The sequence below is a fragment of the Streptomyces sp. NPDC003042 genome, assembly GCF_053591315.1.
On record NZ_JBSFTP010000147.1, the window covers coordinates 1 to 7,572 of the forward strand.

Here is a 7,572-nt window from a genome sequence, read left to right on the forward strand (position 1 = left end):
CGGGACCTGGACCTCGGCGACCGGGCGAAGGCGCTGGAACAGCTCGGCGTCAACCGGCTCGCGCACGCCGCGATCGTCGGCGTCGTCAAGGACGTCCTCCCCGAGACGCAGGCGGGTCTCCTGGTCGGCTCCCGCCAGTGGCCCCTGCTGGCCCACCGCATGGACCAGATCCGCGACCAGGGCGGCACCGGTCTCCTCGCCGCGCACCTGGCCCGCCTCGGGACCGACACCACCTGGAAGGACGGCCCGTCCTCCACCACGGTCGGGCGGCTCGTGGACGCGACCCTGCACTCCCTGACGACACCGCCCTCGGCGCCGGCCGCGCCCGCGTCCCGGGTCCGCGTCTCCCCGACGGCTGCCCGCTCCCGCTCCACCACCACGCCCGCCGACGGCGCCCCCGGACAGCAGGCCCCGACGGAAGCCGCCGTCCCCGCCCACCGGCAACAGACCGCACCGGCCAGGGGCGCGGGGCGTACGCGGTGACGGCGGAGCTCCCTCGCCTGAGAACGCAATCCCGAAGGGACGGAGGAAGGGCCGGCCCGCCGACGGCGCCCCCTGTTCCAGTTTCTGGAACGAGGGTGATTGCCCCGCAATCACCCCGTAGTCCGTGCTTGCGGGGCAATCACGCTGTGGCCCACTCCACGCCCAGCTCGGCGAGCTGACCGGCGTCGAGCCGGTCGCGGCGCGCCTTCTGGTTGCCGATCCAGATCCCGGTGCGGTGCTCGGCCCCGTCCGGGAGGACGTCGACGACGGCGCGACCCGGCAGGCGGCCCTCCCGCGCGACGTACTGCCGGAGGGCCTCCAGGCCCTTCTGGAACGCCTTGCCGCCCTTGCCCGGCCGGGACGTCGCGCTCGTCCCCAACAGAAGACCCCCGTGCGCGGGGGACCTGAACTTGTCCACCACGCCGGAGGTCTTCGCCAAATCACGAGCCGGGTCTGCTAGTGCTGTGACCGCATAGGTTCACCGGGTTGCTCGTTGTGCTGGTTGGAAGTGACGACTTCCAACCAGCAGGGGGCGGGATGGCACCACCGGTGAGGGTCCGCAGGCTGACAGAGCAGGAGGGGCAAAAGCTCCAGCAGATTGTGCGGCGTGGCAGCACGAGCTCGGTGCGGTTTCGGTGGGCGATGATGCTGCTGGCCTCGGCCGGCGGCAGCACGGTCCCGGTGATCGCGCGTCTGGTCCAGGCGGACGAGGACACCGGCCGGGACGTGATCCACCGCTTCAACGAGATCGGGCTCGCATGCCTCAACCCTCAGTGGGCGGGAGGCCGTCCCCGTCTGCTGAACCGTGACGACGAGGACTTCGTCATCCAGACGGCCACCACCCGCCCCACCGTGCTGGGCAAGCCCTTCACCCGCTGGTCGATCCGCAAACTGGTCGATCACCTGCGGCGCAATATCGCCCGGCCCGTTCGGATCGGCCGCGAGGCCCTGCGGTGCCTACTGGCCCGCCGCGGGATCTCCTTCCAGCGGACGAAGACCTGGAAGGAGTCCCCGGACCCGGCATTCGACGCCAAGCTGGCCCGGATCGAGTACGCGGTCAACGAGCGGCCGGACCGCACTGCCGACACCCCGCTGACCACACCTGGCCCGACTGGCCAAGCTCCGCTGGCGCATCGAGCACGACTACCGGGAGATTAAGCAGGCCCTGGGCCTGGCCCACTTCGAGGGCCACACCTGGAACGGATGGCACCACCACGTCACCCTCGTCTCCGTCGCACACGCCTTCTGCACCCTGCAACGACTGGTCAGAGCCCCAAAAGACACGGCGCCAGCCTGAGCCTCTACCAAGTCGTCCGCGAGCTACAGACCCTCCTCGCGACATGGACCGGCGTCTGCCCCACCTGCCACCGCGACATACCCACACCAGCACCAACCTGACCAAGCCCTAACTAGGCGCTTGACTGGCGGTCAGCGGGGCGGCGGCGTGTGCCTCAACTTGTCCAACATCGCCTGGGCCGTGGAGGGCTCGTCGGCCTCGATAATCAGAGGCGACCCAGGGATCGTCTGGGCGAACGTGTCCGCTGCCGCAGTACGACGCCTTCTGACCGGCCGAGGTCTCCTTGGATAGCCAGCGCAGCAGCACAAGGTCGGCGAAGCTCTCGCCGTTGACGGTAGGCGCCTTGATCATGTTGAACAGGCCGTACCGGCATGCAGGCCACGCCGGGTCCCCCTCACCGCTCGAGATCAAGTGCGTAGCGTTACTGTCTCTTCCGTTGGTCCCCACGGCCGAGGAGAGGGTAAAATCGGAAGTAGCGCGGCCGAAATATGGGAAGTTCGCGCTAGGAAGTGATGGTTGGCCCTCTCGGAGCCGCGTAGGCGAATCTGGCGCTGAGGTTCCGTCATCTCCGTAGGAGCGATCACAGATCGCCCTCGACACCTCATGGCGCCCGGGCGCAAGCTTGCGGGAGGTCCCCTACAGGACGAAACTGCCTGACCCATCCAGGATCGAGGACGCCATGCCTCACACCACTCCTGAGCCCGAACCTCCGAGAGCAGCCCTCGCCGCAGTGCGCATGTACACGGAAGACCTGTTTCGGCTGCCCAATGTCATCGGTGTCGGGGTCGGCTACAAAATAGTGGGGGGCCGTATCACCGACACCATCAGTGTCCGTGTCCATGTAATTCGCAAGGAGCGTTCCGCAAACCTCGCAACACGGGATCGTGTCCCCCGAGAGTTGACCCTCAACGGCGAGAGCGTGCCCACCGACGTCATAGAAAGCGCCATGCCTCGGACCTGCCAATGGATGTATGACTTCGCGAAATACCGCCCCGTCAAGGGCGGTTGCATGATTGAAGCCGCAGGCGCAACCGCAGGAGCTGGCACCGCCGGCGGCGTTTTCTACGACCGCCGCTGGCCCATGGAACCGGTCCTTCTTACCAACAACCACATCCTCACCAATGCAGACACCCCATATCGGCTCCCCGATGACCTCCGCGTTTATCAACCCTCGAGGGGCTTCTGGGGAGAGTACATCGGTTACACCAGTCGCATCGTTCCTTGGTATCTCGGTCCACTCGGAGCCGACTACGCCTACGCCTTTGCCGTGGATGCAGGGATCGTCCACGTTGATACACAGTCAAAAGTGGAATTCTCGGTGGCGGAGATCCCAGGCAGGCATCCGTTCGTTGGCCTTCCGCCATACATCGGCGAGAGAGTCCTCCGTCGCGGGATTACTACCCGACTGCAGAGCGGCACCGTGGACGAAATCGGTGTCTCTTACAGGGAACAACACTATAACGGCAAGCGCATCAAGGCCGGGGACGGCAACACCCTGTTCGTGATCCGCGCGGACGAGGGAGGATCTGCCGCGCTGGGCGGGGACAGCGGCTCGCTTGTCGTCGACTCCGCCGCCACCCGCGGGCTTGTCTGTGCAACGGACCCGGCGGCAGGGCTCACCTATGCCAACGACATCCTCGACGTTATGGGGGCTCTCGATATAGACGCAGCATGTAACGGTGGCAGAAGGCGCATGCTACGCATCGCTGTCATGACCTTTTTTAAGGACGTCACAGATTTCGAAAGGCTGATAAACGAGCACGTCGCAAAGTTTGATCGCTTCCGTGCTGACTATCTTGGCGAAAAATACGAGGGGCGACTAGCTGGCGCCATAGGAGCCCTACTGGATGACGAACCCGGACAAATGATCGCCGAAGGTCTTCTCGCTGACGAGGAATTTTCTGGGCTTTTGAACCGCGCCATCGGAGCCTGGCTCATTCAGCCCACCGTGTTCGAAATGCTGGAATATCGGCTGCCGGATAACTTCGTACACGACTTCATCGGGGCATTCGCGCAATTGAGCCATGTTCACCCCGAGGTGATCGATGTAGCATGGCTGGAGGACGTTTTTCAGGACGCTGAAGGCCGCTCGATGCGGGAGGTGCTTGACCGCAAGGTCAAGCACCCGCAGGCAGCAGCCACCGGGAGGCCTTCAACCGGATCCGAAACCGGCGAGTGAAAGAGCGCGAACCAAGCCCTACTAGTACTCGGCGATGTCGCCCTCGTAATCGTCTTTGAGTGGCACGGGGATGGACTGTTCGATGACGTCAGCCGGATCGACTTCCTTGACGGGCTCACCTCCGAGGAGGTCGGTGTCATCGTTGTCTTCGTTGTTGCGGGGCTTGTCGGGCAAGGTCTTCTCCCAATCGGCTGGTGAGGCCGGGCAGGCCAGTCGTGCGCTGGCACGGCGCCCACTGATCTTTCTCACGCAGCATCGCTGGAACACGCCGCACAAGGGTGATCTCTCGTGGCGCCGAATACGTCCCTATCCCCGATGGCAGGCGGTACCTCACGGCCAGAGTTAAAGAATCGGCGCCCAGCGCATAGTCGATCCGGCCTTCTGCGTCGCCCTCGGCCTGGACAGCCCCAAGGATCCGGTCCCATGTGCCATCCGCCGACCAACGCCCGTGACGGTCGTGCACCGTCTTCCATTTTCTGAACCGCTTGGGTAGATCTCGCCACTGGATGCCAGTCCGTTGGCGGAAGAGAATGCCGTCACCAGCCCCTCACCCGACCCGTCGGACACGCCCTAAGACTTGTCCCGTAACTGCTGGTCACAGGTGAGATGATCTTGGTGTGGCTGGTGTGATCACGGCGTCGGAGCCGTCCTGGATAGCCCCGTTCACCGGGCTGAGCCCGCGCTGCTTCGGGAAGCTGGTGACCGTGCTGCGGCGCGAGGGTGCGGACGCGGTCGGCAAGGGCCGGCCGTGGAGCCTGCCCCTGGAGGACCGTGTCCTGTTGGTCGCGGCGTACTGGCGCACGAACTTGACGATGCGCCAGCTCGCCCCGCTGTTCGGGGTGTCCAAGTCAGCCGCGGACCGCATCATCGACCATCTCGGGCCGATGCTCGCGCTCCAGCCCCGCAAGCGGTTCGCCAAGGACACCGTGCTTATCGTGGACGGCACCCTGGTGCCCACCCGCGACCACACGATCGCGGAGCGGTCCAAGAACTACCGGTACTCCACCAACCACCAGGTCGTCATCGACGCCGACACCCGCCTCGTTGTCGTGGCGGGCCGGCCCCTCGCCGGAAACCGCAACGACTGCAAGGCATGGGAAGAATCCGGCGCCAAAGCCGCGGTCGGCAAGACACTCACAATCGCCGACGGCGGCTACCCGGGCACCGGACTCGTGATCCCTCACCGCCGCAAGCGCGGCCAGAGCGAACTGCCGGCCTGGAAAGAAGAGCACAACAAGTCCCACAAGCAGGTCCGAGCCCGCGTCGAGCACGTCTTCGCCCGCATGAAGACCTGGAAGATCCTCCGCGACTGCCGCCTCAAAGGCGACGGAGTGCACCACGCGATGCTCGGCATCGCCCGGATGCACAACCTCACCCTCGCCGGATAGATCGCGGGCCGCACCGCCGTCACCCGTGCCCGAGACGACTCGGAGATCATTTACGGGACAACCCTTAGTAGGGCTTGGTCAGGTCGGTGCGAGGGTGGGTATGTCGCGGTGACAGGTGGGGCAGGCGCCGGCCCAGGTGGCGAGGAGGGTCTGCAGTTCGCGGACGATTCGGTAGAGGCTCAGGCCGGTGCCATTTCTTTTGGGCTCTGGCCATTCGCTGGAGGGTGCAGAAGGCGTGGGCGGCGGAGACGAGGTGACGTCGTGGTGCCAGCCGGCCCAGGTGCGGCCCTCGAAGTGGGCCAGGCCCCAATGCCACGAAGCTTAAGTTGATCAAGAAATGGTCGGTGGCGTCGCTTCGTCGGGGAACGGCCCGGTGTGCTGCTCAATGCCACGTCAGTCGCGTGGCTAGGGTTGCCGCATGGCTCAGGGGTCCGTGGAATCGGTTGGTCCGGTCGCGCGACCGGACCAGGTGTCGTTGGGGGTCTTGGTTGCGGCGGTGCCGCGGTTCAAGGTCGATGAGGCCGTGGCGGTGTGCGGGGTGGCGGAGCAACGCCGCGGCGGGAAGCTCCCTCCGCACGTGACCGCCTATCTGACGATGGCGCTGTGCCTGTTCTCCGACGACGCGGCCGAGGAGGTCGCGCAGAAAGTCACCGGCTCGCTGTCGCAGTTCGGCGTGTGGGATGCCGCGTGGGAGCCACCGACGTCGTCGGGGATCACGCGGGCGCGCAAGCGGCTGGGCCGGGACGTGCTGCGGGAGACGTTCTACCGGGTGGCCGAGCCGGTGGCTACCAGCGAGACCCGGGGCGCGTGGCTTCGCGGTTGGCGGCTGATGGCCATCGACGGGTTCGAGCTCGACCTCCCCGACTCGGGCGAGAACGCCGCCGAGTTCGGCTACGCCGGCAACGACCAGTCCCGCTCCGCGTTCCCCAAGGCGCGGGTGGTGGCCGTCGTCGAGTGCGGATCGCACGCCTTCATCGACGCCGAGGTCGGCCCGTGGAACCGGAGCGAGAAGGCGATGGCGACCTCGCTGCTGCCCTCGATCTCCAGTGACTGGCTGCTACTTGCTGATCGAGGCTTCTACAGCTTCACCGCGTTCAGCGCCGCCGCCCAGACCGGGGCGGCACTGTGCTGGCGGGCTCCGACGCAGCTGTCCCTGCCGGTCCTGAAGGTCCTGTCCGACGGTACGTATCTGTCGGCCCTGGTCGATCCCCGCCTGCGCGGCCGGCAGCGGGAGGAACTGCTGCGGGAGGCGAAAACCGGCGCGAAGCCGGACCCGGCCGCAGCCCACGTGGTGCGGATCATCGAGTACGACGTCCCCGACCGCGACGGCGGGGAACTGATCTGCCTGATCACCACGGTCACCGATCCGGAGGCCGCGACCGCCGCCGAACTGGCGGCCGCCTATCACCAGAGGTGGGAGGAGGAGACCGCGAACGGCCAGCTGAAGACCGTCCTGCGCGGCCCGGGGAAGGTGCTGCGGTCCAAGAGCCCGGACCTGGTCCACCAGGAAATCTGGGCCTACCTGCTCGTCCACTACGCGATCAACTCCCTCATCTGCCAGGCCGCGACCGGCGCCGATATCGACCCGGACCGGATCAGCTTCCTCAGGACTCTCAACATCGTCCGCCGCACCGCTACCGGGACGGCGGCCTTCCCCCCCCTGAATGCTGGGAAGCGGTCAAGACGGACGTCCTCGCCACGCTTGCTATGCGCCGAAACTGCAACCCAGCGCGCCGCACCCGCTCCTACCCACGCGTCGTCAAGCGCGCCCGCCACAACTCCTATCGAGTGAAGAGGGCTTCGGATGCAGGCACCCGCCACGCGGGCCACGGAGCCTGAAGTTCGCCTCACTCGGAACCGCCCCGCCCACCACGCCGAGATCAACTTAAGCTTCGTGGCATTGGGGCAGGGCCCGGCCGCGGCCGCCGGGTGAATCCCGGCCGGGGGATGGGGCAACCCGCACCACCGCCGCGGAGTACAAGCCCCTCCTGAAAAGGGACTGGAGCTCTGTGGTTGGCCGCTAGTAGTAGAGCCCGTACTGCTTCCAGTGGATGTCTGTGTGGGTCAGGCGCTGTTGTTCCCGGACCAGATAGAAGAGGGTGTGGCTGCCGAGTGCTTTGGCTGCCGCGCTGAGCTTCCCCCGCTGTGCGGGAGGTGTTGATTACCTCGTCAGTGCGGGTGTCGGTGGTTTGGATACCACTGGTTCGGCCGTCGCCTGATCGGCG

General features: G+C 66.3%; 5 protein-coding genes and 4 pseudogenes. 6 read left to right on the forward strand and 3 right to left on the reverse strand.

Translation table 11 applies throughout. The annotated features are described in order from the left end of the window. Window positions 1-483, forward strand: a pseudogene (locus ACWDYJ_RS35465) (hypothetical protein); the annotation flags it as partial. A 139-nt stretch (window positions 484-622) separates the two neighbouring features. Here ACWDYJ_RS35465 and ACWDYJ_RS35470 read toward each other — a convergent pair. Then, a complete protein-coding gene (locus ACWDYJ_RS35470; RefSeq protein WP_451569731.1) occupies window positions 623-922 on the reverse strand; it encodes a helicase associated domain-containing protein in 300 nt (99 codons plus the stop codon). Between the two features lie 98 nt (window positions 923-1,020). Here ACWDYJ_RS35470 and ACWDYJ_RS35475 point away from each other — a divergent pair. From ACWDYJ_RS35475 to ACWDYJ_RS35485, 3 genes and pseudogenes are all read left to right on the forward strand, one after another. Continuing rightward, window positions 1,021-1,614, forward strand: a pseudogene (locus ACWDYJ_RS35475) (helix-turn-helix domain-containing protein); the annotation flags it as partial. Beyond that, window positions 1,586-1,780, forward strand: a pseudogene (locus tag ACWDYJ_RS35480) (transposase); the annotation flags it as partial. The pseudogenes ACWDYJ_RS35475 and ACWDYJ_RS35480, both read left to right, overlap by 29 nt. A gap of 736 nt (window positions 1,781-2,516) precedes the next feature. Then, window positions 2,517-3,959: a hypothetical protein gene (locus ACWDYJ_RS35485; RefSeq protein ID WP_451569732.1), complete on the forward strand. Its 1,443-nt coding sequence runs from the start codon at window positions 2,517-2,519 to the stop codon at window positions 3,957-3,959. Between the two features lie 21 nt (window positions 3,960-3,980). Here ACWDYJ_RS35485 and ACWDYJ_RS35490 read toward each other — a convergent pair whose 3' ends face one another. Then, complete coding sequence (locus tag ACWDYJ_RS35490) at window positions 3,981-4,208, reverse strand: hypothetical protein (RefSeq protein WP_451569733.1); 228 nt, start codon at window positions 4,206-4,208, stop codon at window positions 3,981-3,983. Window positions 4,209-4,322: 114 nt separating this feature from the next. Continuing rightward, a pseudogene (locus ACWDYJ_RS35495) lies at window positions 4,323-4,497 on the reverse strand (transposase); the annotation flags it as partial. Between the two features lie 79 nt (window positions 4,498-4,576). Here ACWDYJ_RS35495 and ACWDYJ_RS35500 point away from each other — a divergent pair. After that, window positions 4,577-5,347 carry a transposase gene (locus tag ACWDYJ_RS35500; protein ID WP_451569734.1) on the forward strand — a complete coding sequence of 257 codons (771 nt, stop codon included), beginning with the start codon at window positions 4,577-4,579 and terminating at the stop codon, window positions 5,345-5,347. Between the two features lie 418 nt (window positions 5,348-5,765). Next, window positions 5,766-7,139, forward strand: coding sequence for an IS4 family transposase (locus tag ACWDYJ_RS35505; protein WP_451569735.1), 1,374 nt, complete (start codon window positions 5,766-5,768; stop codon window positions 7,137-7,139). Window positions 7,140-7,572: the final 433 nt, after the last annotated feature.